The sequence below is a fragment of the Mesorhizobium sp. M4A.F.Ca.ET.022.05.2.1 genome (assembly GCF_003998845.1).
In the GTDB taxonomy this organism is placed as follows: domain Bacteria; phylum Pseudomonadota; class Alphaproteobacteria; order Rhizobiales; family Rhizobiaceae; genus Mesorhizobium.
In genome coordinates, this window is the sequence record NZ_RZOJ01000831.1 from 1 (window position 1) to 490 (window position 490).

The window sequence follows — 490 nt, forward strand, 5'->3', positions numbered from 1 at the left end:
CTCCCAGACCGGCACGCAGGCGGCCATCGCCAAATTGCCGGCCGAGGTGACGCTGGCGTTCGCGCCGCAAGGCAACAGCATCGGCCGCTGGATGCAGGCGGCGCGGCAGAGCGGGCACGAGATCGTCTTGCAGATCCCGCTCGAACCATTCGACTATCCCAACATCAATCCCGGCCGTAACACGCTGACTGTGGCGGCGAGCCCGGACGAGAACCTGAAAAGCCTGCACTGGGCGCTGTCGCGGACGACCAACTATACCGGCGTCATGAACTATATGGGGGCGCGGTTCTCGGCCGACGCGGCCGCGATGGCGCCGTTCATCGCCGAGCTCGGCAAGAGGGGTCTCGCCTATGTCGACGACGGCTCGTCGGCGCGCAGCCTGGCGCCGGACCTGGCGCTGAAGGACGGCGTGCCGTTCGTCGCCGGCGACACATCGATCGACGCGGTGCAGGATCGCGGCGCGATCCTGAAGAAGCTGGACGAGCTGGAA

General features: G+C 67.3%; 1 protein-coding gene. It reads left to right on the top strand.

Annotation, left to right across the window (positions count from 1 at the left end):
• Positions 1–490 (top strand): divergent polysaccharide deacetylase family protein (locus EN745_RS35675; RefSeq protein WP_189363286.1); only part of this gene is annotated, 490 nt, incomplete at both ends.